A 16,496-nucleotide genomic window follows, 5' to 3' on the forward strand; every position below is an offset into this window, starting at 1 on the left:
GGCAATGCATCAGCCGAGATTCGTCGACAAGCCGGACAACTTGACGCGGTAGCGCCACGCGATGTCTCGGGGTGAGTGTCGGGGGAACCGTCCATGCAAGGATCACAGTGAGGAGATGCCGGGCAGCGTCACATGGCTGGATAAGCCGTTCAATTCAGTCTTGACGGAGTTTGGTTGTGCACGGACTAAACATTTGAAAATATGGGGCCCCGCTTCTGCCCCCAAGGACTCGCCCGCATGAAAGCTCCCTTGACCCTTTGCCTGCTGACAGGTCTGGCGCTGCCCGCCCTCGCCGCCTCTCCCACCTCGCGTCTGGATGAAGTGATCCAACGCGGCGAAATGACGGTGTGCACCACCGGCGACTACAAGCCCTACACCTACTTGCGCGCGGACGGCAGCTACGAGGGCATCGATATCGCCATGGCCCAGTCCCTGGCCAAAAGCCTCGGCGTGCAGATCAAATGGGTGCCTACGACCTGGAAAACCCTGATGCCGGACTTCCTCGCCCAGCGTTGCGACCTCGCCGTCGGCGGTATTTCCGTGTCCCTGGAACGGCAGAAAAAAGCCTTCTTCAGTCAATCGATGAATGTCGACGGCAAAATTCCCCTGGTGCGCTGCGCCGATGTGCAGCGCTATCAGACCGTCGAACAGATCAACCAGCCTCAGGTTCGGGTGATCGAACCGGCGGGCGGCACCAACGAAGTCTTCGCCCGGGCGCACCTGGGCCAGGCGCAGTTGCGACTGTTTCCGGACAACGTGACGATTTTCGAAGAGCTACTGGCAAACAAGGCCGACGTGATGATCACCGACGCCAGCGAGGCCCGTTACCAGCAGAAGCTCAAACCTGGGCTGTGCGCGGTGAACCCGGAGCGTTACATGCAATACAGCGAAAAGGCTTTCCTGCTGCCCCGGGATGATGTGGCTTGGAAAAGCTACGTGGACCAGTGGCTGCACTTGAGTACGGTCACGGGGGTGTATGACGGGATCGTCAACCAGTGGTTGGCGGCGCCTTGATCAACGCGGGTATCTCCCCCCAGTTTCTCGTAGCAGCTGTCGAGCGCCAGCGAGGCTGCGTCGAGGACAACGCGAATTTGCGCCTAGCTTGATGGCGGTGGTGTGGCCGACGTAGCCTCGCTGGCGCTCGACAACTGCTACGTAATCAATTCGATAAACGCCCGGCAAGCCGCGCTGCGATAAGCCCCTTTGCGACTGAGCAACGCCGCCGTGCGTTGCGGCAAGGGCGGGTGAATGGACACCGCACTCAAGCCCGACTGAGCCCGGGCAATCGCGCTGGGCAGGATGGTCGCCAGCGGCGTGTTACGGACGATCTCAATGATCGCGCTGATGGAGTTGGCTTCCATGGCGATCTGCGGTTTTACGTCCTGGCTGCGGCAATAGTCATCAATGTAGCGGCGGGTGGCGAAGCCCGAGTTCAACAGCACCAGCGGCTGTTGAAGCCAGTGCTGGCCACCCAGGTCCGGGTGGCTGGCGCTGACCACCACACTCAACTCCTCGACAAACAATCCCTCGCACTCGATATCCGGCAAGTGCTCGCCGGTAAACCCGATACCAATATCCAACTGATCCTGCGCCAATGCCGCTTCGATACGGTCTTGGGTCAGTTCCTCGACGCTCACCACAATCCCTGGGTATAGGTTATTGAACCGCGCCAGCAACGGACCGATCAGGTAAGCGGTGAACGTCGGGGTCATGGCCAGGCGCAAGTTGCCACGACTCAGGTCTTGCACGTCATGCATCGCCCGCGTACCGGCCTGCAGATCCTGCAAGGCCAGCCGCGCAAAACGTACATAGGCCTCACCCGCATCGGTCAACCGCACACTACGCCCGGTGCGATCCAGCAACGGCGCACCGAGGGTGTCTTCCAACTGCTTGATCTGTTGCGACAAGGTCGGCTGGGACACATGCAACGCTTCGGCAGCGCGGGTGAAGTTACGGTGCTCGGCAACGGCCAGCAGGTAGCGGATATGGCGTAGCAGCATGTGGGACGCTCAACTATAGGCCTGACTTATAGAAATCATAATAAGCCGGTCTTGGACGCTATAGCTGAAAACTTCCATCCTTGCCCCATCAGCGACGCAAGGAGAACCACCATGCAGCATCTCATCGACGGCTTTCGCAAGTTCCAGGACGAGGCCTTTGCCCAGCGCAGCGACCTGTTCAAACACCTGGCCACCACCCAGAACCCCGGCACGTTGTTTGTGTCCTGCTCCGACAGCCGCGTGGTCCCGGAGCTGTTGACCCAGCAGGAACCCGGCGACCTGTTTGTGATCCGCAACGCAGGCAATATCGTGCCGTCCTACGGCCCGGAGCCGGGCGGCGTGTCAGCCACCGTCGAATATGCCGTAGCCGTACTCGGCGTCAGCGACATCGTGATCTGCGGTCACTCGGACTGCGGCGCCATGACCGCCATCTCCACCTGCAAATGCCTGGATCACCTGCCGGCCGTGGCCAATTGGTTGCGCCATGCCGAGTCGGCCAAGGTGATCAATGCGGCCCGTACCCATGCCTCCGACGAAGCCCGGCTGGACGCCCTGGTACGGGAAAACGTGGTAGCGCAACTGGCTAACCTCAAGACTCACCCCTCAGTCGCCCTGGCGCTGGAACAAGGCCGGCTGAACCTGCACGGCTGGGTGTATGACATCGAAAGCGGCTGCATCGCCGCCCTGGACGGCACCACCGGACGTTTTGTGTCCCTGCTGGAAAACCCGCAGACCCGTGCGGTCTCGACCACATCTCAACACGCTGCATAACCCCTGTTTACCCAAGAGGAAATCACCATGTTGCAATCCCAGTTCGCTCAAACCCCACGCCTGGCCCTGGCCGATACGGTTATCGACATCAAGGCCCGCAAGGACCTGTCATGGCAGGACCTCACCGACGGCACTGGCCTGAGCCTGGCTTTCGTCACCGCCGCCTTGTTGGGCCAGCACCCGTTGCCCAAGGACGCCGCTGACGTGGTCTGCGACAAACTCGGCCTCGACCAGGACGCCAGCCGCCTGCTGCAAACCGTGCCCCTGCGTGGCAGCTTCCCGGGCGGTATTCCGACGGATCCGACCCTGTACCGTTTCTATGAAATGCTCCAGGTCTATGGCTCGACCCTCAAGGCTCTGGTCCACGAGCAATTCGGCGACGGCATCATCAGCGCCATCAACTTCAAGCTGGACATCAAGAAGGTCGAAGACCCGGACGGTGGCTCCCGCGCGGTGATCACCCTGGATGGCAAATACCTGCCGACCAAGCCGTTCTGATTACCCGACAACCGTCTACGCTCTTGGGACACTGACAAGAACGAGGGACGGGCAATGAAGGCAATGTTCCGAATCACCTGGCTGCTGCTGTTGTGTTTCAGCCAGGTGCACGCCGCCGCCACGCAAGACAAAGACGCCCAAGCCGCCAAGGCCCTGCTGGAAAAGGCCTTGGCGTACTACCACGACAATGGCGACAAGGCCTTCGCGGCCTTCAGTCGCCAGGGTGAGTTTGTCGACAAGGACCGCTATGTCTTTGTGGTCGACACCAAGGGCGTGCTGCTGGCCAGTGGCGGCCCCTCCTCCGCGTTGATTGGCCGGGATATCTCCGAAGTGCTGGGACCGGACCTGCGCAAATCCTTCAAGGACGTGCTGCTACAGCCCGAGGCCAATGGTATTCAGCAAGCCGACTACCGATGGCAGAACTGGAACGACGGCAAGATCGAACGCAAGCACGTGTTTTATCAGCGCATTGGCGAGCGCATTCTCGCGGTCGGCTACTACTTGCCACGAGCCTCGCCGGAGCAGGCCAAGGCGCTGCGGGACAAGGCGGTCGACGAACTGGCGAAAGATGAAAGCAGTACCCTCAAGGCGATCAATGCGATGCAGGGTGGTTTTCTGCAGGATGACCTGTATGTGTTTGTGGTTGACCTTGATACCCGGCGTTATGTGGCGCACGGGACTAACTTGCGGTTGGTTAATACCGACTTTGGCAAGATCAGCGACCCGGAGGGTAAGCCGGTGGGGGAGCCGATCTTGAAGCTGATGGCTGAGCAGGATCAGGGGGAATATCAGTACCGCTGGAAGAACCCGGTGACGGGGAAGGTTGAGGATAAACATGCCTATCTGCGTAAGGCGGGGCATTTTATTGTGGCTGTGGGGTATTACAGTCCTTGAGGTTGGGGGGCGATATAGGGGTGGGAGTACATATCCGTTGTTGCGGTAACGGCTGATTATGGTTCCGCCCTTACAGCCAGCCCTTTCGAGGTCTTTGAAAAGTCTGCCGTATTTGGAGAGCAAACACTGACCTGTGGCGAGGGGGCTTGTCCCCCGTTGGGCTGCGAAGCGGCCCCAAAAAGATCGCTGAGTTTTTTCAGATAGACCGAGATTGCAGGTTTTAGGGCTGCTTCGCAGCCCAACGGGAGACAAGCCCCCTCGCCACAAGGTCAGTGCTCGCCCCTGATTGACCGGTATTAGCCAAAAAACTGTTTTTTCAAAGACCTTGAAAGGGCTGGCTGTAAGGGCGGAACCCTAATCAGCCGTGAAAACAACAACGGATATGTACACAGTCAGCAGTCAGTTCACCTTATCCTCCCGCCCCCGCAACACCCGATCAGGCATCCCAATCGCCGCCGCCAACCCCAACAGCGACACCCCCGCACTCACCATCAGCAAATGCCGAAACGTCACCAACAACTCCCCCCGCAGAGCATCCTGCGCCGGACCCGGCGCGGCATTGAGCCCATCGAGCAACACATTGCCAGAACTACCCTCCGCCACCAGCGCCCCACTGGCCAAGTGAGCAAAACTGGAATCCTGCAACAACGCCAACAGCAGCGCCGACATGCACGCCACCCCCACCGCACCACCGAGGGAGCGAAACAGGTTAGTGGTACTGGTAGCCACACCAATGTCCCGTTGCTCCACCGAATTCTGCGTCCCCACCAGCGACGTGGGGAACTGCATACCGGAGGCAATCCCACTGAGCAACATGAACAGGCTACTCAACAGCAACGCCTGCGGCGCACTGAAGGCCATGCCGAGGATCGCCAACGGGGTCAACAGCGCGCCGGTAAGGATCATCGGTTTGTAGCGGCCAGTCACCGAGGTCATGCGCCCGGCAAAATAGGCGCCCATCGGCAAACCAATAGCCAATGGCAACAAGTGCAAAGCGGCACTGTCGGCACCGGCGCCGGTAACAGTCTGGTAACGCAGGGGCATCAGCACGATCAGGGAAATCGCCTGGAAGCTGGTAAAGAAAACCGTGCACCAACACAGCACCGCACTGCGGTTGGCGAACAGGTGCATCGGCAGCAAGGGTTCGCGCGCCCGGCGTTCATGCCAGACAAACACCGTCAGCGCCAACAGGGCGCAGGCCAGCAACCCGAGTACTTGATCGTCGCGCCAAGGGTGGCCCTGGCCGATTTCAGTGATGCCCATCAACAGCGCAGTCAGGCCGATGATCATCAGCAAGGTGCCCAGGTAGTCGATGACCGGCTTGCGTTGCGGCACCGGCAGCCCCACCAGCGTGCGATGGGCCACCCACCAGGCGCCCGCGCCCAGCGGCAGGTTGATCAGGAACACCCAGCGCCAGGACAAGTATTCGGTCATATAACCGCCCAGCACCGGCCCGGCGACGCTCGCCACTGCGTACATGCTACTGAAATAGCCTTGGTAGCGACCACGCTCACGGGGCGGGATGATGTCGCCAATGATCGCCTGGCTCACCGAAATCATCCCACCGGCGCCGATGCCCTGGAGGATCCGCGCCAGCACCAGTTGCTCCATGCTTTGCGCCATGGCGCAGAACAGCGAAGCGATGGTGAACAGGCCCATGCCGATCAACATCATCGGCCGCCGCCCGTACAGGTCGCCGAGTTTGCCGTAGATCGGCACCGCCACCGTCATCGCCACCATGTAGCCGGAGATGACCCAGGCCAGCAGGTTGACGTCGTTGAACCGGGCGGAAATGGCTGGCATCGAGACGGCAACGATGGTCTGGTCCAGCGCGCCGAGAAAAATCGCCATCATCAAGGCAACCAGAACACTGCGGATGGCGGGTTTGGGCTGAACGGGCTGATTGAGGTTGGTCACGGCTGAACCTGCAGGCAAGCCCCACGGGTAAAAGAGCCCGCAGGAATGCTCGTCAGTTTACTCGATAGCCCACTATTCGATAGCCTCGTAAGGAAGTCCGACGTAATTTTCTGCAATGGTTTTTCGCCCGGCTTCAGAGTCGACAAAATACTCCAGTTCGCTCTGAGCAATGCGCTGGCTGAAGCCGTCCGCCTCTGGAAATTGATGCAGCATCGAGGTCATCCACCAGGAAAAGCGTTCGGCCTTCCAGATCCGCCGCAAACAGATCTGTGAGTATTTTTCCAGCAAGTCCACCCGCCCCTCGCGATAGACCTTGAGCAGGATATTGAACAAGGTACTGACATCGCTGGCCGCCAGGTTCAAGCCCTTGGCGCCGGTGGGCGGCACGATATGGGCGGCGTCTCCCAGCAGAAACAGGCGGCCGTACTGCATGGGTTCCACCACGAAGCTGCGCAGCGGTGCGATGCTCTTTTCGATGGACGGCCCAGTCACCAGTTGCGCCGCCAAATCTGCTGGCAGGCGGGCCTTGAGTTCGTCCCAGAAACGCTGATCAGACCAATCTTCGACGGCCTCTTCGACCGGCACTTGCAAGTAATAGCGGCTGCGTGTGGGCGAACGCATGCTGCATAAGGCGAAACCACGCTTATGCTTGGCGTACACCAGTTCATCATGAATCGGTGGGGTTTCGGCCAGGATCCCCAGCCAGCCAAACGGATAAACCCGCTCGAAAACCTTTAAATGCTCGGCCGGAATCGACTGCCGCGCCACACCGTGAAAACCGTCGCAACCGGCGATATAGTCGCATTCCAGGCGAAACGACTCGCCCTCATGCTCGAAGGTCAGCCAGGGCTGTTGGCTTTTCAGGTCATGGGGCTGCACATTGCGAGCCTCATACAAGGTGATGGCACCCGCCGCTTCGCGTGCCGCCATCAGGTCGCGGGTGACCTCGGTCTGCCCGTAGATCATCACCGTCTTGCCACCGGTCAACGACTTGAGGTCGATATGGGTCAATTGCCCATTCAGCGCCAACTCAAACCCGTCATGCACCAGCCCTTCGGCGTCCATTCGTCGGCCTACACCGGCTTGGCGCAACAGGTCGACCATGCCTTGTTCCAGCACACCGGCACGAATCCGCCCGGCAACGTAATCGGGCGTTTGACGCTCAAGAATCAGGGTCTCGATGCCTGCCTCGTGCAACAGTTGGCCCAGCAGCAGCCCGGAGGGACCGGCACCGATGATGGCGACTTGGGTTTTCAACGTTTTCATTATTTTTATGGCCCGTAGCTTTCAGCGAACGTATTCGGTGAAAGAGTTGTCATTGGTCTTGGTGCTGGCATTTTTCACTTGAGTGACCGGCATAAGAAGGTGAAAACTGATCCAAACCCTGCGCTTTTTGCCAATCGGGGCGATTACCGCACCATTATCCTGAGTATCGGATTGAAACCATGACCAAAACTGCCACTACCGCGATTCCGGTCTTCAAGCTGTATGGGGAAAACCAACAATGGCCCACCCCGGATCTGTTGCACTGCGAAACCATCTCCCGGCGCAGCCGTGAGTATCAGTGGGAGATTGCACCGCACCGGCACGCGGACCTGTGTCAGTTGTTGTTTGTGTACAAGGGCCAGGCGCAGTTGGAGATCGAAGGCCAACGCACGGTGCTGAACGAGTCGACGCTGCAAGTCCTGCCGCCACTGTGCGTCCATGGCTTTCGGTTTTCCGAAGAGGTTGAAGGGTATGTCGTGACCCTCTCTGCACCGCTGGTGCTGCATTTGCAGGGGCAATTGGGTTCGGCGGTAGACGGTTTGAGTACCTTGGGCAGTTACCCTGCGGGCCAGGACGGTGACTACCTGAACAGCCTGTTCTCCCGGCTGCAGGATGAATACGCCGATGACCAGCCTGCGCGGGACATGATGATGCACGCCCTGGTCAGCGTGTTGCTGGTGTGGATCAGCCGCCAGGCCATCCAACGCCGCCATCCGCGGGCGCCCCGAGGACGCGAATACTTCCGGCACTTCACCCAACTGGTTGAACAGCACTACCGCGAACACCCGAAAATCGAAGACCTGGCCCACAAGCTGGGGATTTCGGTGTCTCACCTCAATGGCACCTGCCGGGAACTGGGGGGGCAACCGGCACTGCAGATCATGCACGACCGCCAATTGCTGGAAGCCAAGCGCCTGCTGACCTACACCAGCATGACCATCAATGAAATGTCGGAAGTGTTGGGGTTTTCCGACCCGACCAACTTCTCACGGCTGTTTCGCCGGCGTGTCGGGTTCTCGCCCAAGGCGTTTCGGGAGCAGTTGAAGGCCGATCGGGACGTTACCTGAGGGCGCTCAAGCTGGCGGTTTGGGGAATGCAGTGGTCACGGTCGCAACTGGCAGCCAGGCTCGGCTTCATGCGGGTCTGCTCGACGCGATAGGCGGCCGTGCCATACAACGCCGTGGCAGCAGCGCACAGGGTGAAAATCATCAGGTACTTTCTTGTTTTGATCGACATGGTGCTGACCTCTGATCCGATCAAGAAGGTGCTTCAATCAGCATAGGTCAGACAGGGCAAGCCGCCATTATGGGGCGGTATTCAATACCTTTATGACGCGTTACAGACCGATATCCCACACCGGGTCTTCGGGAAACCTCAACACCAGAAAATCCAGCAGGCTGCGCAGCGCCGACGGCATGTGTTTGCGCGAGGCATACACCGCATACATGTTCATCTGCCGGGGCTCGGCCTCGGGCAACAGGCGGGTCAGTTGGCCGCTGCGAATATAGTCCCCGGCCTGGTAGCTGGGCAGCATCGAGACCCCGGCACCGGCCAACGTCGCTCTTAGCAAGGTGCTGGCCTCGTTGGCGCTGATATTGCCTTGAACCGGCACCGATACTTGTTCGCCACCCTCTTCGAAATGCCAGAGGCTTTTGCCGAAGTAGGAATGGGTCAGGCAGTTGTGTCGGGCAAGGTCTTCCACCTTGTGCGGTCGCGGATGTTCCAGCAGGTAAAGCGGCGATGCACAAATCACCGAGCGGCAGACCGTAAGCTTGCGGGCGATCAGGTTGGGGTCCAGGTCATTGCTGGTGCGGATGGCCAGGTCGATGCGTTCATCCACCAGGTTCACCGTGCGGTCGAGCATTTGCAGGTCGACCGTGACCTGCGGGTAGCGTTTGACGTATTCGGCCATGGCATCCGCCAACTGCGCCTGGCCGAAGGAGGTGCTGACACTCAGGCGCAACAAGCCGCGCGGGGCTTCGTCCGGTTCGCTGACGGCGGCCTGCATGTCGCTGCACAGCTCCAGCATCTGTCGGCAACGGGGCAAGGTTTCACTGCCGGCGGCGGTCAGGCTCAGCTTGCGGGTGGTGCGGTGCATCAGCCGCGCGCCCACCCAATCCTCCAACTCTGCCAGGTAGCGCGACACCACCGGGCGTGACAGGTCCAGATGATCGGCAGCAGCCGACTGACTGCCCAGGTCCACCACCGCGACAAACACCCGCATTGCTTGAAGACGATCCATGATTTGCCCGATTTCAGAAACAAACTATGTTCAAGCATCGCATTTTTTGCTGCGTTCAGTGCAACTAAGCTCTGTCCATCGCCTGCCAAGGCCTATCGACTGCTGGAGTTGCACATGTTCTCGATCCTCAAGCGTTTTGCACTGGCTTCGGCTGCCCTGGGCTTCGCCGCCCACGCCGCAGCCGCCGACCTGAGCCTGGATGTCTACAACCCGGGTGAGGCAGCCATCTTCCCGGTCAGCTCGGTGTTGGTCAGCGGCCAGAAAGACGCGATCCTGGTAGACGCCCAGTTCGGCAAAGGCCAGGCCGAGCAACTGGTGCAGAAGATCCGCGCCAGTGGCAAGCAACTGACCACCATCTATATCAGCCACGGTGACCCGGACTACTACTTCGGCCTCGACACCCTGACCGCAGCGTTCCCCAAGGCCAAGGTCCTGGCACCCCAACCGGTGGTGGACCACATCAAGGCCACCGCGGCCGGCAAACTTGAATTCTGGGGCCCGAAAATGGGTGCCGACAAGCCCGCCAAGACCATCGTCCCCCAAGTGCTTGTAGGCCATGAGCTGACCCTTGAAGGGCAGAAACTGGAAGTGATCGGCCTCGACGGCCCGCAGCCGGACCGCAGCTTCGTGTGGATCCCATCAATCAAGGCGGTGGTCGGCGGTGTAGTCGTGGCTGAAAACATCCATGTGTGGATGGCTGACACTCAGAGCGCAAAATCCCACACGGACTGGCTGGCCACCCTGCAACGTATCGAAGACCTGAAACCGCGCAACGTGATTCCGGGTCACTACCTGGGCACACCTTCGCTGAAATCCGTGGCGTTTACCGCTGACTACATCAAAGCCTTCGACGAAGAAACCGCCAAGGCCAAGGATTCCGCCGCACTGATTGCAGCCATGAAAAAGCGTTACCCGAACCTGGCCGACGAAAGCTCCCTGGAGCTGAGTGCCAAAGTCGCCAAGGGCGAAATGAAGTGGTGAAGTGTTTCAACCTACCGTACTGGAGAACGTCATGAGCAAGATCGCAATTATCGGTGCCACCGGTCGTGCCGGTAGCCAACTGCTGGAAGAAGCCCTGCGTCGCGGCCACACCGTTACGGCCATTGCCCGTAATACCGACAAGATCGGCGTGCGCCCTGGTGTGAAGGTCAAACAGGTGGATGCCCTGGACGCTAATGCCCTGCAACAGGCCGTCGCCGGCAACGACGTGGTGATCAGCGCCGCGCACTTTGCCACCCTGCCTGCCAGTGCCGTGATTGGCCCGGTGAAGCAGGCCGGCGTGAAACGTCTGCTGGTGGTGGGCGGTGCCGCATCGCTGTTGTTGCCGGGCGGTGGTCGTGTGTTCGACAGCCCTGGTTTCCCGTCGGAGTACAAGGCTGAAGCCGGTGCGGGTATTGAGTTTCTCGACGCCTTGCGTCAGGAAAAAGAGCTGGACTGGACCTTTCTGTCGCCGTCGGCGGAGTTTGTCGAGGCTGAGCGCACCGGCAAATTCCGCCTGGGTCAGGATGATTTGTTGGTGAGCAGCGAAGGTCGCAGCTGGATCAGCTTTGCCGACTATGCGATTGCGTTGATTGATGAAGTGGAAACGCCAAAGCATTCGCGCCAGCGCTTTACTGTCGGGTATTGATGACAATGTGGGAGCGGCGGTGCGACGATTCGACTTGCTCGCGAATACGGAGTGTCAGGCAAATATGTATCAACTGACCCACCGCCTTCGCGAGCAAGTCGAATCGTCGCACCGCCGCTCCCACATTTAATCGGCATTGTCCGGACTACTGTGCCTGGCTGACCAACCAGGTCAGTAACGCTTCAAGCCCCACCGACGGCTCCGTCCCCTGCGGATACACTAGGTAATACCCCATCCCCGTCGGCACTCTCAATTCAAATGGCATCACCAGCCGCCCGGCCTTGAGGTCTTCGCCGATCAACGCGCTGTCGCCAATCGCCACGCCTGACCCCTGTGACGCCACGGTCATGGCCAGGTCCAGCGTCTCGAAATGATACCCCTGGCTCAAGTTACCCAACCGTGTACCGGCCGCCTTCAACCACAACGCCCAATCGCGCTCATCCCGCGTGGGGTGCAACAGCACCTGCCGCTGCAAGTCCGCCGGCGTCTGCAAACCCGCCCGCAAGGCCGGTGCGCAAACCGGCGTGAGTTGCTCATCAAACAGATGCCAAGCCTGAGCCGACTGTTCACCGACGGGCGCATAGATCACCGCCGCATCAAACTGCTCACGACGAAAATCCACGGTGTAGGCCACGGTGGTGGTGAGTTCCACCGGCACATCTGGCCGTTCCTGCTGCCACTGCATCAGCCGTGGCAGCAGCCAGCGCATGACACAGGTGGGGGCCTTGAGTTGCAAGGTCTCGCGGCGGCAGCCGATCTGCTCCACCGCCTCACCGATCAGGCCGAACACTTGCTGCGCCCGTAGCGACCACTCGCGCCCCTCATCGGTCAGGCTCAAGCCTCGGGCCTGACGCTGGAACAGCGGGTAGCCCAGATGGCTTTCCAGCCCGGCAATCTGTCGGCTGACCGCGCCCTGGGTGATGTGCAATTGCTCGGCAGCACGGGTGAAGTTGCAGCACTGAGCCGTGACCCAGAAGGTGTGCAGTGCGGGCAACGGTGGAAGGCGTTTCATCGGGCAGCAGCCATGACGTGAGGACATGGCTAGTATGACTTTTTATCGATTGTTGCCGCTACAGCCCAGCCGTCCAATAGCGCTCTCGTCTCAATTAACAATAAGGGCTTTTGAAATGGCGACGTGTGGCGAAGCATTGGTCAAGCTGCTGGAAGGCTACGGCGTGGAACAGGTGTTCGGCATCCCCGGGGTTCACACCGTGGAGCTGTATCGAGGCCTCGCTCGCTCCAGCATCCGCCACGTCACCCCGCGCCACGAACAGGGCGCCGGTTTTATGGCCGACGGTTATGCCCGCACCAGCGGCAAACCCGGCGTGTGTTTCATCATCACCGGCCCAGGCATGACCAACATCACCACCGCCATGGGCCAGGCCTACGCCGATTCGATCCCGATGCTGGTGATTTCCAGCGTGCAATCGCGCAGCCAGTTGGGCGGCGGGCGCGGCAAGTTGCATGAACTGCCGAACCAGGGCGCGCTGGTCGCCGGTGTCGCGGCGTTTTCCCATACCTTGATGTCGGCCGCCGAATTACCGGGCGTGCTGGCGCGGGCGTTTGCGCTGTTCCAGGCTGGGCGGCCGCGTCCGGTGCATATCGAGATCCCCCTGGATGTGCTGGTGGAGAATGCCGATGCGCTGCTGGGCAGTGAGCCGATCAGTGTCGCCCGTGCCGGTGCTGCGCCGTCGGCGGTCAAGCAGATGAGCCAGTGGCTGGCAGCAGCCAAGCGGCCGCTGATCCTGGCCGGTGGCGGTGCCATCGACGCCGCTGGCGAACTGACCCGCCTGGCCGAAACCCTTGGCGCACCGGTGGCCCTGACCATCAATGCCAAAGGCATGCTGGCGGCCAACCATCCGCTGTTGATCGGTTCCACCCAAACCCTGGTGGCCACCCGCGCGCTGGTCGCCGAAGCGGATGTGGTATTGGCTATCGGCACTGAATTGGCCGAAACCGACTACGACGTCACCTTCGCCGGCGGCTTCGAAATTCCCGGTGCCTTGCTGCGCATCGACATCGACCCGGACCAGACCGTACGCAATTACCCGCCGCAGGTGGCGCTGGTGGCTGACGCGCAGATTGCCGCCGAAGCGTTGCTGGACGCGTTAAATCACCAACCGCTGCCGCCTCGTCACGATGATTGGGGCGTCAACCGCGTCGCCCGCCTGTGGGCCGACTTGGCACCCACCTGGGACGCTGCCTCCCGCGCGCAAACCCTGTTCCTCAACACCGTTCTGGAAGAGCTGCCCGAGGTGGTATTGGTGGGCGACTCCACCCAACCGGTCTACACCGGCAACCTGACCCTGAACCTCAATCAACCGCGTCGCTGGTTCAACTCGTCCACCGGCTACGGCACCCTCGGCTACGCCCTGCCCGCCGCCATCGGTGCCTGGCTGGGGCGCGGTAGCAAGGCGCCGGTGGTGTGCCTGATCGGTGACGGTGGGCTGCAATTCACCCTGCCGGAACTGGCCAGCGCCGTGGAGGCACGCACGCCGATCATCGTCCTGCTGTGGAATAACCAGGGCTATGAAGAGATCAAGAAATACATGGTCAACCGCTCTATCGAGCCGGTTGGCGTGGACATCTACACCCCGGACTTTATCGGCGTGGCCAAGGCTCTGGGCTGCGCCGCCCAGGCCATCCGCGGCGTTGAAGAACTGCGTACGGCATTACGCGAAGCCGCTGGCCGCCAGGGGCCGACGCTGATTGAAATCGACCAAGGTTTGTGGATGCAGGACGCATCGGTATGAGTGTCGCGCTCGAAGGTCTGTAGTCAACGGTCAACGGCGCGCAGGCGTTGACCTGTTGGAGGGTCATCAACCGGGCGACCGAAGCCACGCGCTCACCGTTATCCCACGGCGAGCCCATCCCGCATTTTTTCAATAGCCCCAACGACTTTCTCATTTGCCTCTCTCCCATCGGCGCGGCCTAATAATGCCCTTGTCATTTCAAGGCCCGCCCATGGAAACCGTTCACGCGAAACCCGCCACCGCCCTCTGGCTGATGATCAGTGTCGTGTTGGTCGCCCTCAACCTGCGACCGTCGATGGCTGCGGTCGGCCCATTGTTGTCGTCGATTCGCGCCGATGTGCCCTTGAGTTTCAGCAGTGCCTCATTGCTGACCATGTTGCCGGTCATGGCCATGGGTCTGGCGATGTTCTTTGGCATGGGCTTGGCCAAGCGCCTCGGAGAGCACCGCAGCATTGTGCTGTCGCTGGTAGTGATTGGCCTGGCGACGGTGTCGCGGCTGTTTCTCGACTCGACGCTGGAGCTGATCATCAGTGCCATCGCAGCCGGGGTGGGGATCGCGATGATCCAGGCGTTGATGCCGGCGCTGATCAAATCCCGTTTCAGCGATAACGTTTCGCTGTTCATGGGCCTGTACGTCACCGCCATCATGGGCGGCGCGGCCCTCGCAGCGTCGTTCTCGCCCTTCGTCCAGGTGCGCACCGAAAGTTGGCGCATTGGCCTGGCAATCTGGGCGGTGCTGGCCGTGTTGGCGCTGGTGTTCTGGTACACCCAGCGCTCGGTGCTGGCACCGCTGCCGCACGCAGGATCGGGGCAGCAGGAATCGTTTTTCGGCAATCGTCGCGCGTGGTTGCTGGCGATCTTCTTCGGTCTGGGTACCGCGTCCTACACCTGCGTACTGGCCTGGTTGGCGCCGTACTACGTGGAGCAAGGCTGGAGCGAACAGAACGCCGGCCTGCTGCTGGGCTTTCTGACCGCCATGGAAGTGGTCTCAGGCTTGATCACGCCGGCCATCGCCAACCGGCGCCAGGACAAGCGTGGCGTGGTTGCGGTGTTGCTGGTGCTGATCATCGCCGGTTTCTGCGGCCTGATTCTGTCCCCCCAACACTTGAGCTTGCTGTGGCCGTGCCTGCTGGGCCTGGGCATTGGCGGTTTGTTTCCGATGAGCCTGATCCTGTCCCTCGACCACCTGGACAACCCGCGCCGCGCCGGAGGCCTGACGGCATTCGTGCAAGGTATCGGCTATTTGATCGCCGGCCTGTCGCCGCTGATTGCCGGGATGATCCGCGACCAACTGGGCAGCTTCGAATGGGCCTGGTGGTCGCTGACGGCGGTGATGGTGGTCATGTTGCTGATCGTGCTGCGCTTCGATCCACGGCATTACGCCCGGCATATTAAATAGCGCGAGCTAGAGCCTTTGGTCGCAGCGTCGTATTCAAAACACTATTTGTCCCACACCAAACATAGAAAGGAGCTACAGACCTTTCTATTGGTACGCTCGTTCCGTTAACATTTTGACCCTGTATTGCGCTGCAACAGCGCAAAGGGCTTATCGGACGGAATGGATGCTAAACAGCAACTTGCTTAGAAAGCTCGATATGCAGGACCTGATGGTGTTTATCGCTGTGTATGAGCAAAGCAGCGTCACCGAGGTGTCCGAAACCCTCTACGTCAGCCAGTCCACCGTGAGCTATAGCTTGAAGAAACTGCGCACCAGTTTCGAGGACGATTTGTTTATCAATACCCGGGCCGGTATGCGCCCCACGTACAAGGCCACCAGCATGTACGGCCATGTGCAGAAGATCCTGGAAAGCATCAACCTGTGTCATGCCGGCAGCCAGGTGTTCGACCCGACCCAGGAAGCCGTGACCTTCAACATCTGCGCCCCGGAATACTTCGAGCAACTGATCCTGCCCCGGCTGCTGAAGAACTTCGATCACGCCGACCTGCCGGTGATCGTCAACGTACAGAAACTGGAAACCGACATCCCCGCCGAAGCCTTGCGCAGCGGCAGCCTGGACCTGGTGATCTGTTTCGGACCGCACTTTCATCGCACCCACAAGGACCTCAAGACGCAAATGTTGTTAGAGGACGATCTGGTCTGTGTCTTCGATAAGCGTTCGGCCCCTCGCGAGCCGGCATTCAGCCTGCAATCCTTCGTGGCCCGGCGCCATGTATTCCCCACGCCCTGGACCTCCGACACCAACATGATCGACGGCTGGCTGGCCCGCCAGGCCCACAAGCGCCAGGTGATTGCCCGGGCCAACAGCTACAGCGCAGCGCTGAAGATGATCACCGGCACTGATTTCATCGTCACCCTGCCCCGGCGAGTGCAGAAACTGCTGGCGGTCGAGCCGCTGTTCGGCCATTGCGAAGCACCCAACGGCCTGCCGGGGTTCACCCTGGAGATGCAATGGAATGAATCCAGCGAACAGGACAATGCCAACACCTGGTTTCGCGAGCAGGTGGTGAAGGTGTGTGGGGCTCAGGGAGTGCTGTAGCCGCTGCCGAGGTATGAGGCTGCGGCTACA

At 60.5% G+C, this 16,496-nt stretch carries 16 protein-coding genes; 10 read left to right on the forward strand and 6 right to left on the reverse strand.

All coding sequences use genetic code 11. From position 1 onward, the window contains the following. Window positions 1-237 precede the first annotated feature (237 nt). Window positions 238-1,014 (forward strand): transporter substrate-binding domain-containing protein, encoded by a 777-nt coding sequence (locus tag J7E41_RS20090; RefSeq protein WP_214995533.1) that lies wholly within the window; start codon window positions 238-240, stop codon window positions 1,012-1,014. 137 nt (window positions 1,015-1,151) lie between these two features. Here J7E41_RS20090 and cynR read toward each other — a convergent pair whose 3' ends face one another. After that, window positions 1,152-2,000 (reverse strand): transcriptional regulator CynR, encoded by an 849-nt coding sequence (gene cynR, locus J7E41_RS20095; protein ID WP_214995535.1) that lies wholly within the window; start codon window positions 1,998-2,000, stop codon window positions 1,152-1,154. Window positions 2,001-2,111: 111 nt separating this feature from the next. On the opposite strand from cynR, the gene J7E41_RS20100 reads away from it, so the two are divergent. The 3 genes from J7E41_RS20100 to J7E41_RS20110 are packed head-to-tail and all read left to right on the forward strand — an operon-like array spanning window position 2,112 to window position 4,163. Beyond that, window positions 2,112-2,771, forward strand: a complete 660-nt coding sequence (locus J7E41_RS20100) for a carbonic anhydrase (RefSeq protein WP_214995537.1) — start codon at window positions 2,112-2,114, stop codon at window positions 2,769-2,771. A 27-nt stretch (window positions 2,772-2,798) separates the two neighbouring features. After that, window positions 2,799-3,269, forward strand: coding sequence for a cyanase (cynS, locus tag J7E41_RS20105; protein WP_214995539.1), 471 nt, complete (start codon window positions 2,799-2,801; stop codon window positions 3,267-3,269). A 54-nt stretch (window positions 3,270-3,323) separates the two neighbouring features. Continuing rightward, complete coding sequence (locus J7E41_RS20110) at window positions 3,324-4,163, forward strand: cache domain-containing protein (RefSeq protein ID WP_214995541.1); 840 nt, start codon at window positions 3,324-3,326, stop codon at window positions 4,161-4,163. Between the two features lie 399 nt (window positions 4,164-4,562). On the opposite strand, the gene J7E41_RS20115 is transcribed toward J7E41_RS20110, so the two are convergent. After that, on the reverse strand, window positions 4,563-6,080 hold the full coding sequence (locus J7E41_RS20115; RefSeq protein ID WP_214995543.1) for an MDR family MFS transporter: 1,518 nt from the start codon (window positions 6,078-6,080) through the stop codon (window positions 4,563-4,565). A 72-nt stretch (window positions 6,081-6,152) separates the two neighbouring features. Further along, on the reverse strand, window positions 6,153-7,337 hold the full coding sequence (gene pobA / locus J7E41_RS20120) for a 4-hydroxybenzoate 3-monooxygenase (RefSeq protein ID WP_214995795.1): 1,185 nt from the start codon (window positions 7,335-7,337) through the stop codon (window positions 6,153-6,155). Between the two features lie 188 nt (window positions 7,338-7,525). On the opposite strand from pobA, the gene J7E41_RS20125 reads away from it, so the two are divergent. Then, window positions 7,526-8,413, forward strand: coding sequence for a helix-turn-helix domain-containing protein (locus J7E41_RS20125; RefSeq protein ID WP_214995545.1), 888 nt, complete (start codon window positions 7,526-7,528; stop codon window positions 8,411-8,413). Here the strand turns inward: J7E41_RS20125 and J7E41_RS20130 are convergent. Next, window positions 8,406-8,582 (reverse strand): hypothetical protein, encoded by a 177-nt coding sequence (locus tag J7E41_RS20130; protein ID WP_178123450.1) that lies wholly within the window; start codon window positions 8,580-8,582, stop codon window positions 8,406-8,408. The genes J7E41_RS20125 and J7E41_RS20130 overlap by 8 nt on opposite strands. 100 nt (window positions 8,583-8,682) lie before the next feature. Then, the gene (locus J7E41_RS20135; RefSeq protein ID WP_214995547.1) at window positions 8,683-9,588 is read right to left on the reverse strand and encodes a LysR family transcriptional regulator; all 906 of its coding nucleotides are present in this window, start codon (window positions 9,586-9,588) and stop codon (window positions 8,683-8,685) included. 114 nt (window positions 9,589-9,702) lie between these two features. On the opposite strand from J7E41_RS20135, the gene J7E41_RS20140 reads away from it, so the two are divergent. Further along, window positions 9,703-10,569, forward strand: a complete 867-nt coding sequence (locus tag J7E41_RS20140) for an MBL fold metallo-hydrolase (RefSeq protein ID WP_214995548.1) — start codon at window positions 9,703-9,705, stop codon at window positions 10,567-10,569. A 31-nt stretch (window positions 10,570-10,600) separates the two neighbouring features. Next, on the forward strand, window positions 10,601-11,215 hold the full coding sequence (locus J7E41_RS20145; RefSeq protein WP_214995550.1) for an NAD(P)-dependent oxidoreductase: 615 nt from the start codon (window positions 10,601-10,603) through the stop codon (window positions 11,213-11,215). 145 nt (window positions 11,216-11,360) lie between these two features. On the opposite strand, the gene J7E41_RS20150 is transcribed toward J7E41_RS20145, so the two are convergent. Next, complete coding sequence (locus J7E41_RS20150) at window positions 11,361-12,227, reverse strand: LysR substrate-binding domain-containing protein (RefSeq protein WP_214995552.1); 867 nt, start codon at window positions 12,225-12,227, stop codon at window positions 11,361-11,363. 115 nt (window positions 12,228-12,342) lie between these two features. On the opposite strand from J7E41_RS20150, the gene J7E41_RS20155 reads away from it, so the two are divergent. The 3 genes from J7E41_RS20155 to J7E41_RS20165 all read left to right on the forward strand — a co-directional run bounded on the left by J7E41_RS20155 (window position 12,343) and on the right by J7E41_RS20165 (window position 16,466). After that, complete coding sequence (locus J7E41_RS20155) at window positions 12,343-13,968, forward strand: 5-guanidino-2-oxopentanoate decarboxylase (protein ID WP_214995554.1); 1,626 nt, start codon at window positions 12,343-12,345, stop codon at window positions 13,966-13,968. Between the two features lie 211 nt (window positions 13,969-14,179). After that, window positions 14,180-15,367 (forward strand): CynX/NimT family MFS transporter, encoded by a 1,188-nt coding sequence (locus J7E41_RS20160; protein WP_214995556.1) that lies wholly within the window; start codon window positions 14,180-14,182, stop codon window positions 15,365-15,367. 163 nt (window positions 15,368-15,530) lie between these two features. Beyond that, window positions 15,531-16,466 carry a LysR family transcriptional regulator gene (locus J7E41_RS20165; protein ID WP_214995558.1) on the forward strand — a complete coding sequence of 312 codons (936 nt, stop codon included), beginning with the start codon at window positions 15,531-15,533 and terminating at the stop codon, window positions 16,464-16,466. Window positions 16,467-16,496 lie beyond the last annotated feature (30 nt).

It is taken from the genome of Pseudomonas fluorescens, from assembly GCF_018614655.1.
Taxonomy (GTDB): Bacteria; Pseudomonadota; Gammaproteobacteria; order Pseudomonadales; family Pseudomonadaceae; genus Aquipseudomonas; species Aquipseudomonas fluorescens_BX.